At 58.7% G+C, this 20,145-nt stretch carries 19 protein-coding genes; 12 read left to right on the plus strand and 7 right to left on the minus strand.

The window, feature by feature from the left end; genetic code table 11:
- The 6 genes from dnaA (at window position 1) to thyA (ending at window position 8,143) form a co-directional block, all read left to right on the plus strand.
- Window positions 1-1,326, plus strand: a complete 1,326-nt coding sequence (gene dnaA / locus ACWJKU_RS00005; protein ID WP_454144820.1) for a chromosomal replication initiator protein DnaA — start codon at window positions 1-3, stop codon at window positions 1,324-1,326.
- Window positions 1,327-1,399: 73 nt separating this feature from the next.
- Window positions 1,400-2,503 carry a DNA polymerase III subunit beta gene (gene dnaN, locus ACWJKU_RS00010; RefSeq protein WP_454144822.1) on the plus strand — a complete coding sequence of 368 codons (1,104 nt, stop codon included), beginning with the start codon at window positions 1,400-1,402 and terminating at the stop codon, window positions 2,501-2,503.
- An 81-nt stretch (window positions 2,504-2,584) separates the two neighbouring features.
- Entirely contained in the window at window positions 2,585-3,655 is a 1,071-nt protein-coding gene (gene recF / locus ACWJKU_RS00015) for a DNA replication/repair protein RecF (RefSeq protein ID WP_454144824.1), read from the plus strand.
- A gap of 13 nt (window positions 3,656-3,668) precedes the next feature.
- Window positions 3,669-6,086: a DNA topoisomerase (ATP-hydrolyzing) subunit B gene (gyrB, locus tag ACWJKU_RS00020; RefSeq protein ID WP_454144826.1), complete on the plus strand. Its 2,418-nt coding sequence runs from the start codon at window positions 3,669-3,671 to the stop codon at window positions 6,084-6,086.
- Between the two features lie 283 nt (window positions 6,087-6,369).
- A complete protein-coding gene (lgt, locus tag ACWJKU_RS00025; protein ID WP_454144828.1) occupies window positions 6,370-7,185 on the plus strand; it encodes a prolipoprotein diacylglyceryl transferase in 816 nt (271 codons plus the stop codon).
- A complete protein-coding gene (gene thyA, locus ACWJKU_RS00030; protein ID WP_454144830.1) occupies window positions 7,163-8,143 on the plus strand; it encodes a thymidylate synthase in 981 nt (326 codons plus the stop codon). The genes lgt and thyA overlap by 23 nt, the downstream gene beginning before the upstream one ends.
- A gap of 77 nt (window positions 8,144-8,220) precedes the next feature.
- On the opposite strand, the gene ACWJKU_RS00035 is transcribed toward thyA, so the two are convergent.
- Window positions 8,221-10,368 (minus strand): PAS domain S-box protein, encoded by a 2,148-nt coding sequence (locus tag ACWJKU_RS00035; RefSeq protein WP_454144832.1) that lies wholly within the window; start codon window positions 10,366-10,368, stop codon window positions 8,221-8,223.
- Between the two features lie 82 nt (window positions 10,369-10,450).
- Window positions 10,451-11,086 carry an MEDS domain-containing protein gene (locus ACWJKU_RS00040; RefSeq protein ID WP_454144833.1) on the minus strand — a complete coding sequence of 212 codons (636 nt, stop codon included), beginning with the start codon at window positions 11,084-11,086 and terminating at the stop codon, window positions 10,451-10,453.
- Between the two features lie 213 nt (window positions 11,087-11,299).
- Here ACWJKU_RS00040 and ACWJKU_RS00045 point away from each other — a divergent pair, with 213 nt between their 5' ends.
- The gene (locus tag ACWJKU_RS00045) at window positions 11,300-12,463 is read left to right on the plus strand and encodes an alkene reductase (RefSeq protein ID WP_454144835.1); all 1,164 of its coding nucleotides are present in this window, start codon (window positions 11,300-11,302) and stop codon (window positions 12,461-12,463) included.
- Between the two features lie 8 nt (window positions 12,464-12,471).
- Window positions 12,472-12,984, plus strand: a complete 513-nt coding sequence (locus tag ACWJKU_RS00050) for a dihydrofolate reductase (RefSeq protein WP_454144836.1) — start codon at window positions 12,472-12,474, stop codon at window positions 12,982-12,984.
- 94 nt (window positions 12,985-13,078) lie between these two features.
- Here the strand turns inward: ACWJKU_RS00050 and moaC are convergent, their stop codons facing one another.
- Window positions 13,079-13,561 carry a cyclic pyranopterin monophosphate synthase MoaC gene (moaC, locus tag ACWJKU_RS00055; RefSeq protein ID WP_454144838.1) on the minus strand — a complete coding sequence of 161 codons (483 nt, stop codon included), beginning with the start codon at window positions 13,559-13,561 and terminating at the stop codon, window positions 13,079-13,081.
- 78 nt (window positions 13,562-13,639) lie between these two features.
- Here moaC and ACWJKU_RS00060 point away from each other — a divergent pair, with 78 nt between their 5' ends.
- Entirely contained in the window at window positions 13,640-14,146 is a 507-nt protein-coding gene (locus ACWJKU_RS00060) for a flavin reductase family protein (protein ID WP_454144840.1), read from the plus strand.
- Between the two features lie 30 nt (window positions 14,147-14,176).
- Here the strand turns inward: ACWJKU_RS00060 and ACWJKU_RS00065 are convergent, their stop codons facing one another.
- Window positions 14,177-14,893, minus strand: a complete 717-nt coding sequence (locus ACWJKU_RS00065) for a DUF2490 domain-containing protein (RefSeq protein WP_454144842.1) — start codon at window positions 14,891-14,893, stop codon at window positions 14,177-14,179.
- A gap of 75 nt (window positions 14,894-14,968) precedes the next feature.
- On the minus strand, window positions 14,969-15,862 hold the full coding sequence (locus ACWJKU_RS00070; protein WP_454144844.1) for a phosphoribosylaminoimidazolesuccinocarboxamide synthase: 894 nt from the start codon (window positions 15,860-15,862) through the stop codon (window positions 14,969-14,971).
- A 168-nt stretch (window positions 15,863-16,030) separates the two neighbouring features.
- On the opposite strand from ACWJKU_RS00070, the gene djlA reads away from it, so the two are divergent.
- Both djlA and ACWJKU_RS00080 read left to right on the plus strand, forming a co-directional pair.
- Complete coding sequence (djlA, locus tag ACWJKU_RS00075; protein WP_454144845.1) at window positions 16,031-16,855, plus strand: co-chaperone DjlA; 825 nt, start codon at window positions 16,031-16,033, stop codon at window positions 16,853-16,855.
- A gap of 42 nt (window positions 16,856-16,897) precedes the next feature.
- Window positions 16,898-17,380 (plus strand): YajQ family cyclic di-GMP-binding protein, encoded by a 483-nt coding sequence (locus ACWJKU_RS00080; RefSeq protein ID WP_454144847.1) that lies wholly within the window; start codon window positions 16,898-16,900, stop codon window positions 17,378-17,380.
- Between the two features lie 63 nt (window positions 17,381-17,443).
- On the opposite strand, the gene ACWJKU_RS00085 is transcribed toward ACWJKU_RS00080, so the two are convergent.
- Together ACWJKU_RS00085 and ACWJKU_RS00090 are read right to left on the minus strand one after the other, a co-directional pair.
- Window positions 17,444-18,172: a 16S rRNA (uracil(1498)-N(3))-methyltransferase gene (locus ACWJKU_RS00085; RefSeq protein ID WP_454144849.1), complete on the minus strand. Its 729-nt coding sequence runs from the start codon at window positions 18,170-18,172 to the stop codon at window positions 17,444-17,446.
- Window positions 18,173-18,174: 2 nt separating this feature from the next.
- Window positions 18,175-19,521, minus strand: a complete 1,347-nt coding sequence (locus ACWJKU_RS00090) for an adenosylmethionine--8-amino-7-oxononanoate transaminase (protein ID WP_454144851.1) — start codon at window positions 19,519-19,521, stop codon at window positions 18,175-18,177.
- 75 nt (window positions 19,522-19,596) lie between these two features.
- On the opposite strand from ACWJKU_RS00090, the gene ACWJKU_RS00095 reads away from it, so the two are divergent.
- On the plus strand, window positions 19,597-20,145 hold the full coding sequence (locus ACWJKU_RS00095; RefSeq protein WP_454148190.1) for a Uma2 family endonuclease: 549 nt from the start codon (window positions 19,597-19,599) through the stop codon (window positions 20,143-20,145).

A 20,145-nucleotide genomic window follows, 5' to 3' on the forward strand; every position in this document is an offset into this window, starting at 1 on the left:
ATGAGCGCGCTGTGGAATCAGTGCATGAGCAAGCTCGAGGGCGAGTTGCCTCCGCAGCAGTTCAATACCTGGATCAGGCCCCTGCAGGCGGTCGAAAACGGTTCGGAATTGAAGCTGCTGGCTCCCAACCGCTTCGTGCTCGATTGGGTGAAGCAGCATTTTATCGGCAAGATCGAAGAAGTTCTATCCGATCAAAAGATTCAGCCGCGCCCCCATGTGGTTCTGGAAATCGGCACCAGAAAGCAGCAGGAGGCGTCTCCCGCCGCGCCGGCGGTCAAAAGGCCGTCCAGCGGCAAGAAAGGACTTCCGAATAATCTCAACACCGCTTTCACCTTCGACAATTTTGTCGAGGGTAAGTCGAACCAGTTGGCCAAGGCGGCGTCCATTCAGGTGGCGCAGAATGTCGGTCGGGCCTACAACCCACTGTTCATCTATGGCGGCGTCGGCTTGGGAAAGACTCATCTGATGCACGCCATCGGCAATGAAATTCTTCGGGCGAATCCGTCGGCAAACATCGTTTATCTTCATTCCGAGCGGTTCGTTTCGGATATGGTGAAAGCGTTGCAGCACAACGCGATCGGCGCGTTCAAGGAGTATTACCGTACGGTCGATGCCCTGTTGATCGACGACATACAGTTCTTTGCCGGCAAGGAGCGCTCTCAGGAAGAATTCTTTCACACCTTCAACAGTCTCCTGGAAAACAAGCATCAGGTCGTTTTGACCTGCGATCGCTATCCCAAGGAGATCAAGGGCTTGGAGGAGCGGCTGAAGTCGCGCTTCGGCTGGGGGCTGCCGGTCGCCGTGGAGCCGCCGGATCTCGAAACCCGCGTGGCCATTCTGATGAGCAAGGCGCATCATGCCGGCGCCGATTTGTCGCCGGAAGTGGCTTTCTTCATCGGCAAGCGAATTCGTTCGAACATCCGCGAGCTTGAGGGAGCATTGCGGCGCGTCATCGCCAATGCTCATTTCACCGGCAAGCCGATCACGCTGGAATTCGCGAAAGAGGCGCTGCGGGATTTGATTGCGCTTCAAGACCGGATGATCAATGTGGAAAATATCCAGAAGACTGTCGCGGAATACTACAAAATCCGGGTGGCCGATCTGTTGGCGAACAAGCGCACGCGTTCGGTGACGCGGCCCCGCCAGATCGCCATGGCGCTTGCCAAAGAGCTGACCAACCATAGCTTGCCGGAAATCGGTCAGCAGTTCGGTGGGCGGGATCACACGACCGTTTTGCATGCGTGCCGCAAGGTCCAGGAGCTGAAGGAAAGCGACAGCAAGTTCGCTGAGGATTATTCGAATCTCATGCGCACATTATCCAACTGAGCCGGACGGATTGGCGGCTCGATAAACCGGCTCTTTTTGTTCAACGAATTCCGTATCAACACATGACCTTACTATGAAATTCGCGATAACCCGGGAGAGTTTGCTGACGCCGTTGCAGCAGGTCGTCGGCGTCATCGAGCGGCGCCAGACCTTGCCCATCTTGTCCAACGTCCTTCTGAAATTATCCGATGGCACTTTGGAATTCACCGGCACGGATTTGGAAGTCCAGTTGATTACCAAGACCGAGGTGGAAGGCGGCGATCCGGGAGCGGTGACGGTGCCGGCGCGCAAGTTTCTGGACATTTGCCGCCTGTTGCCGGAAAGAAGCGTGGTGAATGTCGATTGGCGGCAGGAAAAATTCGTGATCCAGTGCGGGTCCAGCCGTTTCAATTTGAGCACCCTGCCCGCAGACAGTTATCCGGAATTCGATGCGGGAACGCCGGAAGTCGAAGTCGCCGTTCCCCGCAATTACTTGCGGCGCGCACTCGAAAAAACCGTTTTTGCGATGGCGCAGCAGGACGTTCGTTATTATCTGAACGGATTGTTGCTGGATTTGAGCGGTCAAATGCTCAGGGCGGTTTCTTCGGACGGGCATAGGCTCGCTTTTTTCGAGCAACCGCTCGAGGGCGATTCAGGAGAAAGCCGGCAAATCATCGTTCCGCGGAAAGGCGTTCTGGAACTAAATCGATTGCTGGGTGACGGCGAGGATCCGGTCACCGTTCAGATCGCGCCGAATAATCTGCGTGTGGATTTGGGGGCGGTCAGTTTTGCCGCCAAGCTGATCGAAGGACGGTTTCCCGATTATCAGCGCGTGATGCCGCGCGAGCTGACGCGAGTGGTCTTGACCGACAAGGCCGCGTTTAAGGGAGCTTTGACGCGCGTTTCCGTGCTGTCCAACGAGAAGTACAAGGGGATTAGCATGGAGGTGAGCGGAGAAGGCTCCATGTGTCTCAAGGCTCAGAATCCCGAGCACGAGGAGGCCGAGGAAAAGTTTGCCGTGGAATTTGAAGGAAAGGATGTGTCCGTCGGGTTCAATGCGTCTTATCTTTTGGATGCCGTCAACAACGTGGATTCGGAGCGCGTTAGATTGTCGTTTACCGAGAGTGCCAACAGTTGCCTGATCGAGGATTACGACGACAGCGCGTTCAAATTCATCGTCATGCCCATGCGTCTGTAGCGTGCGGCATTCCCCGCCAGCCAGATGCGGCGCGATTATGGGCTGATCCGTGCTTGACGTTATGGATGAGCGAGATCGTGCATGAGTCTGGCCAAAATCGAGGCGCATGATATACGCAACATCGAATTCGCTGCGCTAAAGCCGTCTCCGCGTCTCAATTTCGTCATCGGACCCAATGCCAGCGGAAAAACCTCCTTGCTGGAGGCGGTCTATCTGTTGGGGCGGGCACGGTCGTTTCGTACGGCGCAGGTCAATCAGGCGATCCGGTTCGGTCAGAGCGGACTAATGGTGACCGGAAAGGTGGAAAGCGATGGCGTCGCTATCCCCATCGGAGTTCGTATCGCACGCCATGAGCGAGAGATCCATCTTGCGGGCAGGAAAATCCATTCCAGCGCCGAGCTGATCCGCGCATTTCCGGTCCTCGTCATCCAGCCTTCGAGCGGCGCTTTGCTCGAAGGTGCTCCGAAACATCGCCGCCAGTTTTTGGACTGGGGGGCATTTCACATCGAAGAATCATATCTTGACTGCTGGCGGCGTTACGCCAAGGCATTGAGCCAGCGCAACACCTTGCTCAGGGAAAAACGTCTTCGCGATATCGAGCTATGGAACCGGGAGGTGGCGCGATACGGTACAATAATAAACGGTGCGCGCGAACGTTATGCGGAGAGGCTCAAACCATTTTTTTTGCAAAGCGCCGCGCAATTTTTTGCCGGCTTTAAGCTTGATCTGCACGTGCAATCGGGGTGGAACAAGAGCAAAACCCTGGAGGCGGCGTTGCAGGACGATGTCGTATCGGACATTCGCCTTGGGCATACTCAATCGGGGCCTCACAAAGCCGACTTCTCGATTATGCTGGACGGTCGTCCGGCAAAGGCTTATCTCTCCCGCGGCCAAATGAAGCTTTTGGTTTACGCGCTTTTGCTGGCTCAATCCCTGCTTATGGAAGAGAGCGCCGGGACGAGCGCGTGCGTGCTGATCGACGATGTGGCGTCCGAGTTGGACGAAGACAATAAAAACAGGCTTCTCGGTTTTTTGCGGGAGCGGCGCGCCCAGTTTTTCATCACGGCTACCGCCGAGCAGATCATTGAAGAGGCCGTTAACGATGACGCCGCTGTGTTCCACGTGGAACATGGGCAAGTAATGCAAGCGTGAAGTAAAAATGAGCATGACCAAACTCGCTAAAGATTATGACAGCTCCGCCATTAAGGTCCTCAAGGGGCTTGATGCCGTCCGCAAGCGTCCGGGTATGTATATCGGCGACACCGACGACGGCTCCGGGCTTCACCATATGGTGTTCGAGGTCGTGGATAACTCGATCGATGAAGCTTTGGCCGGACACTGCAAGACGGTCCGGGTCATCGTCCACAGCGATGAGTCCGTGACGGTAGCGGACGATGGTCGCGGAATTCCCGTCGACATTCACGAAGAAGAGGGACGCTCCGCCGCCGAGGTCATCATGACCGTTCTGCATGCCGGCGGAAAATTCGACGACAATGCCTATAAGGTTTCCGGCGGGCTTCACGGCGTCGGCGTCTCCGTGGTGAATGCGCTGTCCGAGCATCTGACGCTGGAAATCCAGCGCGGCGGCAAGCGTTATTGCCAGGAGTATCGCGATGGAGAACCGGTGGCCCCGCTGGCCGAAGTGGGCGATGCGAGCGCTACCGGCACGACCATCCACTTTAAGCCGAGTCCCGCCGTTTTCAGCAACATCGAGTTCCATTACGAAGTTCTGGCCAAGCGTCTCCGCGAATTGTCGTTCCTGAATTCCGGTGTCCGGATTTCTCTGGAAGACGAACGAACGGGAAAGAGCGATGTATTCGAGTTCGAGGGCGGCATACGCGCCTTTGTCGAGCATCTCAACAAGAACAAGACGCCCTTGTTCGATAGAGTGTTCTATTTCCAGACGGAAAAGGACGGCACCGGCGTTGAAGTGGCCTTGCAGTGGAACGATTCGTATCTGGAAAACATTTTTTGCTTCACCAACAATATTCCGCAGCGGGATGGCGGCACCCATCTGGCCGGTTTCCGCGCAGCGCTGACGCGCACGCTCAATCAATACATCGAAGATCAGGGTTTGCTGAAAAAGCAGAAAATCGCCACCTCGGGCGACGACGCGCGCGAAGGATTGACGGCGGTGCTGTCGGTAAAGGTGCCGGATCCCAAGTTCTCGTCCCAGACCAAGGACAAGCTGGTTTCGTCCGAGGTCAAGCCGGTGGTGGAATCGGCCATGAGCGAGAAATTTCAGGAATTTCTGCTGGAGAATCCCCCGGTCGCGCGTCTGATCGCCAACAAGATGATCGACGCCGCGCGTGCTCGCGAGGCGGCTCGCAAAGCTCGGGAGATGACCCGCCGAAAGACGGCGCTGGATATCGCCGGACTTCCCGGCAAGCTGGCCGACTGCCAGGAACGTGATCCGACTCTGTCCGAACTGTTCATTGTCGAAGGTGACTCGGCCGGCGGCTCCGCCAAGCAGGGCCGCGACCGCCGCACGCAGGCGATCCTTCCGCTCAAAGGCAAAATTCTCAATGTGGAGCGGGCCCGGTTCGACAAGATGCTTTCTTCCGAGGAGGTCGGCACACTGATCACCGCGCTGGGCTGCGGCATCGGACGTGAAGAGTACGACCCGAACAAGCTGCGTTATCACCGCATCATCATCATGACCGATGCCGATATCGACGGGTCGCACATCCGGACGCTGTTACTGACGTTTTTCTATCGCCAGATGCCGGAATTGATCGAGCGGGGCCATATCTACATCGCACAGCCGCCGCTGTATAAGGTCAAGAAAGGCAAACAGGAGCAGTATGTAAAGGACGATACCGAGCTCGACAATTACTTGTTGCAGTTGACGCTCGAAAAAACCCGTCTGCACATCGACGAAACCACGCCGCCGATACAGGGGCAAGGGCTGGAGCAGTTGGCAAGGGAATACCTGAGTGTCCAGTCTCTTATCGAGCGGCTCGCTCATCGCTACGACGAGACTCTGCTCGATCTTCTGGTCGACCATCCGGTTCTGGATCCGGCTACGATCGCCGACCGTCCGAAGTGCGAAGCGTGGTTCGCAACTTTAACGGAAAGATTGAACGCTGACAGCCGCAGTGCAAACTTCGTCATCAGTCTGGAATTCTCGAAACAGACGGACGAATTCCGTGCACACGTGAGCAAGCGGCTGCACGGCGTACACAAGACCTTCGATATCGGGTCGGGATTCTTCGGCGCGGGAGATTACAAGCGCCTGACCGCGTTCGGCCAGAAAATCGAAGGACTTTTCGGCGATCACTCATTCATCGCCAGCGACGATAAACGCGAGCGGGTGCGGAACTTTAAGGAAGCGTTCCAGTGGATGATGGGCGAGGCGAAAAAAGGCCAGCATATCCAGCGCTATAAGGGGCTCGGCGAGATGAATCCGGAGCAGCTTTGGGAAACTACCTTGGATTCAAACACGCGCCGCCTGCTGCAAGTCAAGATCGAGGATGCGATCGCGGCCGACGAAATATTCTCTACGCTGATGGGCGACCAGGTCGAGCCGAGACGTGATTTCATCGAGAGAAATGCGCTGGAAGTCGCAAATCTGGATGTTTGACGCGCACGCGGCCTGAACCACTGAAACCCCGGCAGGGGTTCCGAAAAGGCTCCTGAACGGGAGCCTTTTTTGTTTCCCGAGCAAGGACTCCGCGGCGTGAATCGGTTCTCGGGGTGTTGGTTATGCCGTTGTTCCACGTGGAACATTGCAATGGGTTTTCTCGCCCTTCCGAATCGCGATCAAGGTATACTTTCGATTCTGATCTTTCCGGTTGCGCGCGATCGCCCTTTTTGAATCCCGGATGCCAATAAACCCGAACCCTCACCTACGGAGAGATAGCCTCATGCTGCCATATCCTTCAATCGATCCCGTGGCCATCAGTATCGGCCCATTGAAGATCCACTGGTACGGGCTGATGTACATCATCGGTATCGGCGGCACGTGGTGGCTGGCTCGCCGAAGAACGAAAGAACCGGGTTTTCCCTGGAATGCCAACCAGGTGGAAGATTTGATCTTTTATACCGCACTCGGATTGGTGGTCGGAGGCCGAGTCGGCTATGTGGCGTTCTACAATTTTTCCGCATTTCTTCATGACCCGTTGATGTTGTTTCGAGTGTGGGAGGGCGGTATGGCCTTTCATGGCGGACTGTTGGGGGCCATCGCGGGGATGTGGGCGTTTGCGCGAAAGCAAAAAAGTTCGTTTTTCGCTGTGACCGATTTCGTAGCGCCTTACGTGCCTATCGGTCTATTTACCGGCCGTATCGGCAATTTCATCAATGCCGAACTTTGGGGTAAGCCTTCGGATCTGCCTTGGGCAATGGTATTTCCCGGAGCCGGCCCGGAACCGCGCCACCCCTCGCAATTGTACGAAGCGTTTCTGGAAGGCGTGGTTCTCTTCGCCGTTTTGCAATTGTTCAGCCGGCGCTCGTCCCCGAAAATGGCGGTAAGCGGCTTGTTTCTTCTGCTCTACGGCATCTTCCGTTTCGTGGTCGAGTTCGTGCGCTTGCCGGATGCGCATATCGGATATTTGGCCTTCGGATGGCTGACCATGGGGCAGGTATTGAGTTTCCCCATGATCATCCTGGGCGTCCTGCTGCTCGTTTTGGCCTATCATCATCGCCGCCCGGTTGCGGCCGGTGTGGGGACGGACCGGTGCTGAGAGCCTGAGAACCCTGTTTCGCAGTCCCAAAGCGGCCTACACGACCAAAACACCGACCATGATGTCCCATCCCGAAGAGCAATATCTTACTTTACTCCGCACACTCCTCATTGAAGGCGATGAACGCATCGACCGAACCGGAGTCGGAACGCGCGCGCTGTTCGGATATACGATGCGATTCGACCTGGCAGAAGGTTTTCCGCTATTCACTACCAAGCGGATCTTTTGGAAAACTGCCTTCAAGGAACTCTTGTGGATGCTGTCGGGCGGCCGGAACATTCGCGAGTTACTGGCTCAGAACGTGCGCATCTGGACCGATTGGCCTTTGAAAAGATACCGGGATGCGACCGGAGAATCGATCAGTCAGGACGACTTCGAGCAACGCATCATGGAGGATGACGAGTTCGCCTCGCGCTGGGGCGATTTGGGACCGGTGTACGGGTATCAATGGCGCCGTTGGAGAGGGTACGACGGAAAAGAGATCGATCAGATACAACAATTGATCGACGGGTTGAAGATCGATCCCACGTCGCGCCGACTGCTCTTCGAGGGGTGGAATGTGGCCCAGTTGGACGAGATGGCGCTTCCTCCTTGTCACAAAACCTATCAATTCTTCGTCAACCGGACCACCAACACCCTGTCCGGGGCTTTGATGCAGCGTTCGGCCGACGCGTATCTGGGGCTGAGCTGGAATATCGCCAATCTCGCTTTGCTGACGCATCTTCTCGCCGATCATTGCGGCTACGCGCCGGGCGAGATCGTCTGGTTCGGCTGCGACGTGCACTTATATCTGAATCATATTCCGCAGGCGCAGATTCAGATCGAACGGCAACCGAAGCCGTTTCCCCGATTGCATATCAAGCGCAAGGCCGAGGATCTATTCGGTTATCGAATCGAAGATTTCGAACTGGAAGACTACGATCCTCACCCGCACATACCGGCCGAAGTGGCAGTTTAAATGTACCGGAGCCGCGGAAAACGCCGCTACGGAAGGAAACGATAAAGTCGGCGCACCGAGCCGGCGTGCCAAGAGGTTCAGCCGCCGGGAGCCGCTCCATCCTTTCTATCCTCGGACGGTTCCGCGTTTGCCTTTCGGATTCTCGCCAGCCGGGTGCCGTCCGATAGCGGCAGCCTGACCACAAACTCGCTTCCCTGACCTAGGCCGGCGCTCGAGGCCGCTATACTGCCGCCGTGCATTTCGACCAGTTTCCGTACCAGGGTCAGGCCGATGCCAAGGCCGCCCTGCGACCGGTCCAGCGAGCGTTCGGCTTGCGTGAAAAGATCGAACACGTGCGGCAGAAGTTCCGGCGAAATGCCGATGCCGTTGTCCTTCACCGATATGACGGCTTCCCGTTCATCTGCAATGGCCGTCAGTTGAATGCGGCCTCCATGAGGCGTGTATTTGGCTGCATTGTTCAAAAGATTGGTGACGATTTGAACCAGCCTGACCGTATCCCCCTTCAGCAGCAACGGTTCCCGCGGACACGAGATTTCCAATCGATGCTGGTGGGCTTCGATGATGGTGGCGCTGGCTTCGACTCCGCGTTCGATGAGTCGGGACAGTTCGATCGATTCGTTTTTGAGCGTGATCTTGCCGCGGGTGATGCGGGATACATCCAGGAGATCGTCGACTAAATGGACCATATGTTTGACTTGGCGGTCGATCATATCCTTGACCCATCGCAGCCGAGGATCGGTCAGATCGAGCAGCCCCATCACCTGGACCGCATTGCGAATGGGCGCCAAGGGATTCCGCAACTCGTGGGAAAGCATGGCCAGAAATTCATTCTTGTGCCTATCCGCTTCCTTCAGCGCATCCTGAATCCGGACCAGTTCATCAATGTCGGAATACGTCCCGAACCACTTGGCCCCCCGTCCCCCCTCGCAGCGAATGAGGCGGGCTCGAATCTGGAACCATTGATAAGCTCCTTCGGCTGAGCGAAGACGACATCTGGCTTGGAAGATTTCTCCGTTTCTGACCGCGTGCCGCCATCGCATCCGGGTGGGTTCACCGTCATCCGGATGTATGGCCGCCCTCCAATCCGAGCAGCTTGAATTCGGCGGTAGGCCCGTATGTTCGTAAAATCGCGGGCTGATGTATTCGATGACGCCCGCGGAATCGCTCGTGAACAGAATATCCGGCACCGTTTCGGCCATGGCGCGGAATCGGGCTTCGCTCTCCCGCAGCGCCGTTTCGGCCCATTTGCGTTCGGTAATGTCCCGTATGATTCCGGTGAACTTCCGCTGTCCGCCGATCAGCATCTCGCTGACCGTAAGCTCGGCCGAGAAAACAGTGCCGTTTTTGTGCAGCACTTCGACATCTCGGCGGATGCATATCAGGGCCTTGCGGCCGGCAGCGGCATAACCTTCTACGAAACTATCATGGCGCTTGCGGTCTGAGGACGGCATCAGAATGCGGATATTCTTCCCGATCACTTCGCCGGCGTCGTAACCGAACAGCCGTTCGGCGGCGGCATTGAAAAGCTCGATGTAGCCCGCGGCATCCGTGGTGATGATCCCGTCGACGGCGGTGGTAATAATGCTCTGGAGACGCTCTTCGCTGGACTTCAGGGCGGCAGTCCGCTCCTCGACTCTGCGCTCCAGCTTTTCGTAGGCTTCGTACAGAGCCGCCTCGGCCGATTCCCGCCGGGCGACCTCCGCTTCGAGGTGGGCATTTTTCTCCACCAGGTCGGCGGTGCGCGCCGCAACTTCGTTCTCCAGATCGTTGAGTACATGCTCGAGCCGCTCTTTGGTCTCTCGTGTTTCGAGCAAGGTAGCCACGAAGTTTGCGGTATTGACGACGTACGGCGCGTATGGCGCGAACGCCCGCGCATCTTCGACCGCCAGAATCAGAAAGCCGTATAGTCTCGTGGCCGTGCGCAAGGGGATACATTCGGCTCCGGAGTCGCAAACGGCTCCGCAGCGCTCGATCATGCCCGAAGTTGCGGTCTGTGCGCACTGAGGACAAGTACTCGGGACGGCAGGTCCCGGCCGCTCGGAAACGAACATGCCGAGAAAGCAGAAATGGACGTCGACGACCCCGGGAATGTCTCGCAATGCGCGGCACAGGAATGCGGCCTGCTCTTCCTTGGCCGCCAAGATCCCGAGCGTCTGTTGCACGATCAGGAGTTTTCCCAAGATGTGAGGTTGCGGCTGAAAGGCGACCGTTCCGGAATTCGTCATGGTATCGTCTCCATCCTCGGGCGGACTATGGAAGCCGCTCGGCTTCAAAGAGGCGAAGAGGCGTGCAACGCGCCGGGATCGGTCACGCCGAGGCTCTGAGCCGGGACAGATATTGTTCGGGAGCTTCGTAATAGGGATTGTGCAGAACCTGCCCGCGAACGATCATCAAGGGATGCACCCTGAGAACCTCGTACAGGTTGGCGCCGCCCAACCGGTTGGCGTTGTACTGGCAAATGATGCTGCTGAAAGGAACGTCGTTTACGACGATGTTGAGCATGGATTCGTATTCGAACCACCGATCCAGCCCCGGGTGAGCGTTGCAAGTCCAGCCGGTCTCGCCGGTAGCACGTACTCCCGAAAACCCTTCCTCGATACCCCGACAGTAAATCGAACGCCAGGTCTCGATCATGCGTTCGGGCAGAAAGGCTCCGTCGGGGCAGTACGTCGATTCCGCCTCGCTGACAATGAGCTGGCCCGGCGGGAGCCGCTCGGGTAAATTAACGCCCAGGCCGGAAATATAGCGCTCAAGCTCTTCGCCGGAGGACACATCCGCCAAATAGGCGACTTTTTCTCCGCAGGCCAGCCCGCTCTCGACGAATTGCGCCATCGTGCGGCAATGCTCTTCTTCATCGGTGTAGATGTAGCAGAGGTGACCCCCTGGCGGGAGATGCCGATCGGTGAGCCCGAGCGCTACCCCCTTTGGTTGCGCATAACACATAAATAGTTCCAGGAACGTTAAACTCGATTCAAAGTCAATGCTAACGCAAGTCTTGCATCAGAAAAAGACAGCGATCCGATCGGCGTGCCGGCGCCCGAATAGGCGGAGCACCGAACGGAATCCGCTGTCGGCCGCGCAAAGGCGCCCGTATTCCCCAGACCGAAACCAGCGCTTGTAGCCATATTCCACCTCTACCCCGATCGAGGAAAAACCGTGAGCAACTTACTTTTCGAACCGTATACCTTAGGGCCTTACACCTTGAAAAACCGCATAGTGATGGCGCCCTTGACGCGCTCGCGTGCCGGCCAGCCGGGAAATGTTCCCACCGATCTCAACGCCCGCTACTACGCGCAACGCGCATCCGCCGGACTCATCATTTCGGAGGCCTCGCAGGTCTCGCAACAAGGTCAGGGATACGCCTGGACGCCGGGCATCCACACGCCCGACCAGGTCGCCGGCTGGCATTCGGTCACCGATGCGGTCCATCGGGCCGGCGGCCTTATTTTTATGCAACTCTGGCACGTGGGCCGGATTTCGCACCCGGTCTTGCAGCCGGACGGGCAACTCCCGGTGGCGCCCTCGGCGATCCGGCCGTCGGGCATGGCCTTCATCACCAATGAGCGGGGCGAAGGCGAGATGGTTCCCTTCGTCACTCCTCGGGCGCTGGCGACCGAAGAAATGCCCTATATCGTAAAGCAGTACGCGCATGGCGCGAGCAATGCCCTCGAAGCCGGTTTCGACGGCGTCGAAATTCACGCTGCCAACGGCTACCTGTTGGACCAATTTCTCAATACGAGTTCCAACCGCCGTACCGACGATTACGGCGGCCCGGTGGAAAACCGTGCCCGATTGCTGATGGAGGTGGCGGAAGCCGTATCCAAAGTTTGGGGCGGGCAACGCGTCGGCGTGAGGTTGTCGCCGCTCGGCAGCTTTAACGACATGGGCGACGACGATCCGGAAAAGCTTTTCGGCTATGTCGCCGAGCAGTTGAACCGTTTCAATCTCGCCTATCTTCATATCGTCGAACCGGAGGTCGCCCGCGATCCCGGATCTCCGGCATTCGATCCGCGGGGACCTGCGATCATGAAGCTGATCCGCGAAAAATACCGAGGCACGTTGATCGTCTGCGGCGGATACGATGCTGCCAAAGCCACGGCGTGCCTTGACGACAAGCGGGCGGATCTGGTGGCGTTCGGGCGCTTGTTTATCGCCAACCCCGATCTTCCGGAGCGCTTTCGGCAGAATGCCGAGCTCAATCGACCGGATGAATCGACCTTCTACGGCGGCGGCGTCAAAGGGTATGTGGATTATCCGACGCTCAAGCAGTTGCGAGGCGAGGAACCGATGGCCATGTCCGACGCGGCGAAAAAAAGCTGAAAAGATTTATGAAGATTTCTCTTATCGTCGCGATGGGCGAGAACCGGGTGATCGGCGCGGACAACCGCATGCCTTGGCATTTATCCGCGGATCTCAAGCGATTCAGGCAGATCACCATGGGCAAGCCCTTGATCATGGGGCGCAGGACGCACGAGTCCATCGGCCGTCCTTTGCCGGGTCGGAAGAATATCGTTCTGACGTCGGAGCGGCGCTATGCCGCTCCGGGCTGCGCGGTGGTGCATACTCTGGCCGACGCGCTGAGCGAGGCCGACGCCGACGAAGTCATGATTATCGGCGGCGCCTCCTTATACGAGGCCTTATTGCCGAAAGCCGATCGGCTTTATCTCACGCTCATTCACCGCGAGTTTGCGGGCGATGTTTTTTTTCCCGAATTTGAGTGGAACGAGTGGCGCGAAGTTGACCGCCTGGATGTGGGAGAGGACCCGGACAGCGGCCTGAGCTATAGCTTTTTGGCGCTCGAACGGCAAGCTCGGATTCCCGGGGAGAGACCGCCTGCTTGAGTCGTCTCGTGCCGGCACGATTCGCCGAAAGCGGAATCGAGAGATCCGGGCCCGCCCGTCGCGGGGCTGGGACTTCGGCCTTTCTCGGGGCCGGCTAGGATTCTTCCCGCTGCCAGTGTCCGGATTTTCCGCCCGCCTTTTCGAGAAGGCGAACCGACTGAATGGTCATTCCGCGATCCACCGCCTTGCACATGTCGTAAATGGTGAGAAGCGCCACCTGCACGGCAGTGAGCGCCTCCATTTCGACGCCGGTTTGCCCGGTCGTCTTGACCGTGACTTCGCAGCGTACCCGTCGATTTTCAGGTTCCGGTTCGAGGATCACATCCACATTGGTAATCGTGATCGGATGACAGAGCGGGATCAGTTCCGCGGTCTTCTTGCTGGCCATGATGCCGGCGATGCGGGCGATGCCCAGCACATCGCCTTTCTTGTGGCCGCCCTGTACGATCAAATCGAGGGTCTCGGGATGCATCTCGATATAGCCTTCGGCGACCGCCGCGCGCCGAGTGGACGGTTTGTCCCCGACGTCGACCATATGGGCGGCGCCCGATGCGTTGAAGTGGGTGAGCTTGCTCATGCTGCGCTGGTCCAAAGTCAAGATGGCGCTATTATAGAGCCGCGACGAGCGATTTTACGGGTCCCCGGAGAGATGAGCATGAGCCAGGCCATAGCCGATTTATTCAAACGTATCACCTGCGGCGTCTACGTCATCGGCGTCGCCGCCGGCGACCGGTACAACGCTTTTACGGCGGCCTGGGTCATGCCGGCGTCTTTCGACCCCTTGCTGCTGACATTGAGCATCAATCCCCGCCATTCGTCTTACCGCTTGCTCCGGCAAGGCGGGTGGTTTTCGGTCAACGTGCTGAGCCGGGAACAGATGGATGTGGCAAGGCATTTCGGCGGTCCCGCCGGTGCGGGCAAACTGGCCTCCGCGAGCTGGCGAAAAGGATACGGCGGCGCGCCCCTTCTGACAAACGCGCTGGCCTGGTTCGAGTGCTCTCTGGCCGGAGAATGTCCGGCCGGAGATCATGTGCTGGCGCTGGGCCGCGTCGTCAACGGCGTGTTGTCTCGGCCGGACGCGGAACCGCTGACCTACCGGGAGACCGGCGATATGGACGGCGCGGCGGCGATCTTTCCGGACCGTTTTTCCGGCGGAGCGTGACCGCGAACCGGCCCGGCGCCGGTCGATGGATCAGTAGTTCAACAGAAGGCTGACGGACAACACGTGGCTGATCCGGTCCGCCGCCTCCGCTCGGCGAATATATTGATTCATGTAGCCGATTTCGGTTTTGATGTGTTTGTCGAAGTTATAGCCCAGGCCCACAAACACCCTGTTCTGGTCGAGCCCGTCGTCCGCGCCCCAATCGGTCTTGTTGATATTGACGAACACTTCTTCCCAGCCCACCAGACTGAAGTCCGGCGCGAAAGAGAGCGGAACGGACAGTTTCACGAGCTGGCGAAAACGCCAGCCTGTGTCGCTGCCGGTTTCGATGAAGCGCTGTTCGAATCGGGTCCGGCTGCTGAAGCTCCCGAATGCCGTCGGCTGCGTCCATAGGAGTTGCTGCCAGATACGATTTTCGTCGAAGCGTCGCCGGGTAAAAGGCCGATCGGTGAAAATCCAGGCGTATCCGAGCCAAACGCTCGCCCTGTCGTTGAGCGCGTAACCCAGCGCGGGTCTCACCATGCTTTGCGACAGGCGGGTGGTTTCTTCTCCGAAACGGCCCTGGCCTTCCAGCCAGTAACGGACGTTCTTGAGTTTCGGATCGACGAACCCGAAACCGCCGACCGCAGTGATGTTGCCCCAGGTCTGAAAATCTTCGAGCGATTCGGCCGCCTCCACATTCGGAGCGGCCGAGACGATGGTCGATAACAGCCAGGCGAAGCGTCGGCTCGAGTGGTTTTTCATCATGCACCCTATTGTTCAAAATCGAGCCATATATTATCGGGTCAAAACCATTTAGCTCAAACCCGTTTTGTCGATGTGCTAGGGTTTGGTCAGGCGCTCTTCCGCTTCCCGGTATTTTTCGGCGGTTCTGGCAATCACTTCAGGCGGCAAACGAGGCGCCGGAGGCTGTTTGTTCCAGGTCAGGGTTTCCAGGTAATCCCGCACGAACTGTTTGTCGAAGCTGGGCGGGCTGATGCCGACCCGGTACTGATCGACCGGCCAGAAACGGGACGAATCCGGGGTCAGCGCTTCGTCGATCAAATACAGCCGGCCGGAATCGTCCTGGCCGAATTCGAACTTGGTATCGGCGATGATGATGCCCCGGTCGAGGGCATAGATCGCGGCTTCCGTGTAGAGTTTCAGGCTGATGCGCCTGACTTGTTCCGCCAGGTCTTTTCCGATCAGCTCGACGGTTTTCTCGAAATTGATGTTTTCGTCGTGGCGGCCGAATTCCGCCTTGGTCGACGGCGTGAAAATGGCCTCCGGCAGTTTCTCCGCGAGTTGCAATCCCGGCGGCAGCGGAATCCCGCAAACCGCGCCGGTCGCCTGATAGTCCTTCCAGCCCGAGCCGATCAGATAGCCGCGCACCACGGCTTCCACCGGGAGCGGCTTGAGCTTTTTGACGATGATTCCTCGGCCCTCGACTTGAGCGCGCTCGGCGGGGTCGGAGAGCGCCCGGTCCAGCGGCAGGCCGGACAAATGGTTGGGAATGATGTGCCCGAGCTTTCCGAACCAGAAATTGGAAACCGACGTCAGCACCCGGCCTTTGCCGGGAATGGGATCGGGCAGAATGCAATCGAATGCGGACAGGCGATCGGTCGTGACGATCAGCATGTGATCGCCGTCGATGTCGTAAATGTCGCGGACCTTGCCGCGACCGCGAAGATGCAAGCTTCGCAGCGAGCTCTCATATAGGATTTCCGGAGCGTTCATCGTTCCTCTTCGGTAAACGTGATTGAAACGGGTCGGGGTTCGGGCCGAATCGGCGGCGTCTTGGCGCGCCGCGAAGCACGGACCGAGCCAGAATCGTGGGCTTTATGAATAATCGTCAATCATGTAACTTTGTCTCTTTTACTGCAAGAATAAAAGACCATTTCCATCATGACTTGGCTCGGCAAGGTCGTCGGCGGGACGTTCGGCTTCTTCATGGGGGGACCGCTATTCGCCGTTCTGGGCGCCGCTTTGGGGCACCAGTTCGATCGGGTCATGGGCAACGCCGGCCTGCTGCAGGCGAGTTTCATTCCCGGCGCGCAGAACCGCGTCCAGATGGCCTTTTTCACCGCCACGTTTTCGGTCATGGGGCACGTCGCCAAGGCGGACGGACGGGTATCGGAAGCTGAAATCAAAGCCGCGCGGGCCGTCATGGATCGGATGGCGCTTTCGGACGACATGCGCCAGACCGCCATCCGCCTGTTCAACGAGGGTAAACGCCCGGATTTTCCGCTGTATGGTGCCTTAGACCAATTTCGAACCGAATCCCGCCACCGGTCTTCGCTGTTGCGTCCGTTCATCGAGATCCAGTTGGAAGCGGCTTATGCCGACGGCGGGCTCGATATCGCCGCGGAACGGTTGTTGCTCCGGATCTGCGACCGGCTCAGGTTCTCCCGCCTCGAGTTTCATGACATCAAAACTCGCATGGATGCGGAACGGCGGGCGGCCCGGGCCGGAAGCCGCAACTCTCAAGGGAACCGGCAACGCGCCGCCGCGCGTCCGTCGTCGTCCGCCGATGCGTATGCGATTCTGGGCATCGCGCCTTCGGCCAGCGACGCAGAGGTCAGGCGCGCCTATCGAAAACTCATGAGCCGGCACCATCCCGACAAACTGGTCGCCGAGGGCTTGCCCGAGGAAACGGTCAGACTGGCCACCGAGAAAACCCAACAAATCCGCAACGCCTATGAAGTCATCGCCAAAGCCCGCAAGCTCTGAGCGCTCGCGGCGCTTTTAACATCCATTCTGAGAGGACATGCCATGCCATCCTTCGATATCGTATCGGAAGTCAATCTGCACGAAGTGAGCAATGCGGTCGACCAGGCCAACCGCGAAGTCGGCACCCGCTTCGATTTCAAAGGCTCCGACGCCCATTACGGTCTCGCCGAAGCCGTCGTTACCCTGCGCGCGCAGACCGAATTCCAGCTTCAGCAAATGCTGGACATTCTGCACACCAAGCTGGCCAAGCGCGGCATCGACATCGCCTGTCTCAAGATCGACCCGCCCCAGGTTTCCGGCAGAGAGGCGCGCCAGACCGTGACTTTGCGCCAGGGAATCGATTCGACTCTCGCCAAGACCATCGTCAAGCTGATCAAGGACAGCAAGCTCAAAGTGCAGGCTGCGATTCAGGGGGAACAGGTCCGGGTGACGGGCAAGAAAAGGGACGATCTGCAGGACGCCATCGCCCTGCTGCGCGAAGCCAAGCTGGAATTGCCGCTGCAATACGTGAATTTCAGGGATTGAGCTTGGAGGCGGCTGCCGGCGAGGATTGCAGCCGCTCGCTCCCTGCCTGGGGCCGCCATAATTTCAGCCCAAATCCCCCCAGATAGCCTGAATCGCCGATAAGGCGGCGAGGACGGCCGTCTCCGTTCGGAGGATGCGCGGTCCAAGTCGGACCGGCGTGAAACCGGCCTCACGCGCTAGGGCCCGCTCCGTCTCGGCAAAGCCGCCTTCCGGCCCCGAGAGAAGGCTTACCGATCCGTCCGGCCGCAGCAGATCCTTCAAGCCGGCCGCGCCCTGCGGATCGAAGAAAAGCCGCAGACCTTCGCGTCCGGCAATCCAATCCTCCAGCTCGACCGGTTCTTCGACTTCGGGCACCCGATTCCGGCCGCATTGCTCGCAGGCGCTGCGCGCCACTTTCTGCCAGTGCTGGCGACGGTTTCCGCGCCGCGCGTCGTCGAGACGAACCACGCAATGCTCGGTAAACAAGGGCGTAATTCGGCTGACGCCGAGCTCCACCGCTTTCTGGATGGCGAGATCCATGCGTTCACCGCGCGAGATGCCGAGGCCGATGTGAGTGGTGAGCGGGGATTCGACTTCGCGGCTCCGGCCGTCGCCGATTTCCACGCGAACCTCGTCGCGCGCGATGGTCGCGACGCGCGCCGAATATTCGCGCCCGTCGCCGTTGAACACAGTCAAATCCGCACCTTTCTTGAGGCGAAGTACCGTGCGGAGATAGTGGGCGCTTTCGTCATCCAGCCGAAGGACCGAGCCCGCTTCGAGGGTTTGCGGAAGATAAAGCCTGGAAACTCGCATTTCTAATCTCCCGTTGCGATATCGATGGCTTCGCCCGCGACATTCGCCATGAAGCGGATTTCGTCGGGAGTGATGAGATAAGGCGGCATGAAATAAACGACGTTGCCCAGAGGACGCAGCAACACGCCCCGCGCCAGCCCGTGGCGATACACGCGAAGCCCGCGCCGTTCCTGCCAGGGGTATGGTTCGCGATCGGCCTTGTTCTTGACCAGCTCGATGGCGAGGATCATCCCGGTCTGACGGACTTCGGCGACGTGCGGATGATCCTCGAACGCCGCCGATTCGGCCATGACATCGGCCAACAGCCGGTTCGCTGCCAATGTGTTCTCCTTCTCGAATAAATCCAGCGTCGCCAGTGCCGCCCGGCATGCGAGAGCGTTTCCGGTGTAGCTATGGGAGTGCAGGAAAGCTTTCAGCTTGATGTATTCGTCGTAAAAAGCGGCGTAGATCGCCTCGGTGGTCAGCACGCAGGACAGCGGCAGGTAACCGCCGGTCAGTCCCTTCGAAAGGCACATGAAATCGGGCCGGATGGCGGCCTGCTCGCAGGCGAACAAGGTTCCGGTACGGCCGAAGCCCACGGCGATCTCGTCGGCGATCAGATGCACGCTGTGGCGGTCGCAGGCCTCCCGCAGGAGCTTCAGATAAACGGGGTCGTACATGCGCATGCCGCCCGCGCATTGAACCAGGGGCTCGACGATGACGGCGCAGGCTTCCTGCGCGTGTGTCTCGAGCGCCCGTTCCATCTCGGCGAATTTCCGCCGCGAATGATCCGCGGCGGTTTCTCCCGGCTCCCGATGATAGCAGTCGGGACTCTCGACCGTGATGGGTTTCAGCAAGAGCGGCTCGTAGGTTTTCTTGTAAAGCGCTACGTCGCCGACGGCCAAGGCACCCAAGGTTTCGCCGTGATAGCTGTTGCTCAGGGCGATGAAGCGGGTTTTCTTGCGATTTCCGGCGTTGCGCCAGAAATGGAAGCTCATTTTGAGCGCGACCTCGACGGCGGACGAGCCGTTGTCGGCATAGAAACAGCGGGACAATCCTTTCGGCGCGAGGCGGGTCAATCGCTCGGCCAGCCGCACCGCCGGCTCGTGCGTAAATCCGGCCAGGATTACGTGCTCCAGCGATTCGAGCTGATCCCTGAGCGCGGCGTTAATGTAAGGGTGGCCGTGGCCGAATAGATTCACCCACCAGGAGCTGATGGCGTCGAGATAACGATTGCCGTCGAAATCTTCCAGCCATACGCCCTGCCCGCGCTTGATCGGTATCGGCGGCAGGGCTTCGTGGTCCTTCATCTGAGTGCAGGGGTGCCAGAGGACGGTGAGGTCGCGGCTGGACCAGTCGTGGTTGTTCATGGTCGAATACAGGAATCAAGTGAAAATCGCGGTGATCGCATAGGAGAGATATTCGTGAGCCGGCCTCATACTCTGATGACTCCGAATCCTTACGAACGCTTGCTCGCGCTGCCGGAAAACCTGGTGGGTGAAGTGCTCGACGGCGAGCTGTATACCCAGCCCCGCCCCGCCGGGCGCCACGCCGCGGCGGAGTCCGGATTGCAGAGCAAAATCGGAGGGCCTTTTCGGTACGGCGACGGCGGCCCCGGCGGTTGGTGGATTCTGGTGGAACCGGAAGTCCACTTCGTTCGTGACACCGAAGTCGCCGTGCCCGATCTCGCCGGCTGGCGGCGGGAACGGATGCCGACGCTGCCCGAAGACCACCGTTTCGAAGTGGTACCGGACTGGGTGTGCGAAATTCTTTCGCCCTCGACCGAGCAGAAAGACCGCACCCGAAAGCTGCCATTGTACGCCCGTTACGGCGTCTCCTATACCTGGCTCGTCGATCCTCTGGTACACACCCTGGAAGCCTTCGCGTTGCGCGAGGAAGGCTGGTTGCTCATCGCAACGCTCAAGGACGACGATCCGGTCAAGGTTCCGCCGTTCGACGCCATCAGTTTCTCGCTGGCGGATCTGTGGGCGTGA

Source organism: Methylocaldum sp. MU1018, from assembly GCF_053646775.1.